Raw genomic sequence first — 952 nt, forward strand, 5'->3', positions numbered from 1 at the left:
TTGAACAGTGATGTTCAGCAGTGTTCAGCGTAAATGTATCAGTTATGGGGATGTCCCAGCTCACCGCAGCAGAGCTGCCCCCCAGCCAAATAGCCCATCCACCAACAGGGTATTCAGCACTGCTCCCGCAAATGCCCAATGGTGCAAGCGGCGGGATCCCTGGACTCTCCACAATCCAACACCCAGCAACAGAAGGCCCAAGCCGATGCCCCAACCCAGGCCCCAGGGGGTAGCCATTTTGTCGAGGGCCGCCCTAAAAGGGACAACCGCCTGCTCCAACCGGTCAAACTGCATCGCCTGCCGCCACTCAGGCAGCAGCCCCACCGAGTGAATGTAGAGATCTGTAACCGCCGTACCCCACAGGGAGCCGAGATAAAACCAGGTACCGATGCGGGCAAACCGTCGCCGTGTCCCCCACCAGACAATCGGGATCCCCAAGGCTTCCACAGGCATGTGCCAAAGAGGCTCAAAGCGCAGCCATCCCCAATACAGGGATCCTGCCAGCCAAGTCAGGGTAAAGCCGTACAGCAAATCTCCCCACAGGCGGGTACGGGGCTGGGAGTAGAGATGCAAACTAAGGCCCAACCAGCCCAAAGACATCACCAAACTGACCCAAGGGGCATATCGCACCAGGGGCGCTTGCACAAAAACCGGCAGGCACACCAGCAGAGCTGCCACTCCCCCAATGGCATGGTGGGATCGAAAACGCCTTTGAGCCGAGAGAGGGCGGGGATCCAGCCCGGCCAAACGCTCAGAGGACAGCCAAGGCTCATCTTGGAGAGGGGGTAAAAAAGGTGTAGAAGACAAAATGCAATATTAAAAACCTTTACATCAGTTAACATAGCACCTTCTTTGCCCTTCCCTCTTCTCCCCAGCAGGAGCGGGGAAGCCTTGGGGGCCTGGCATTCTCTCTGATACATTTACGCTGAACACTGCTGAACATCACTGTTCA

The 952-nt window shown here is 57.0% G+C and carries 1 protein-coding gene; it reads right to left on the reverse strand.

Features of this window, described 5'->3' with window-relative positions:
• Positions 1-60 precede the first annotated feature (60 nt).
• Entirely contained in the window at positions 61-807 is a 747-nt protein-coding gene (locus tag NW843_RS04860) for a DUF3120 domain-containing protein (RefSeq protein WP_414522271.1), read from the reverse strand.
• Positions 808-952 lie beyond the last annotated feature (145 nt).

It is taken from the genome of Synechococcus sp. R5-12, from assembly GCF_047502655.1.
Classification (GTDB): Bacteria; Cyanobacteriota; Cyanobacteriia; order Thermostichales; family Thermostichaceae; genus Thermostichus.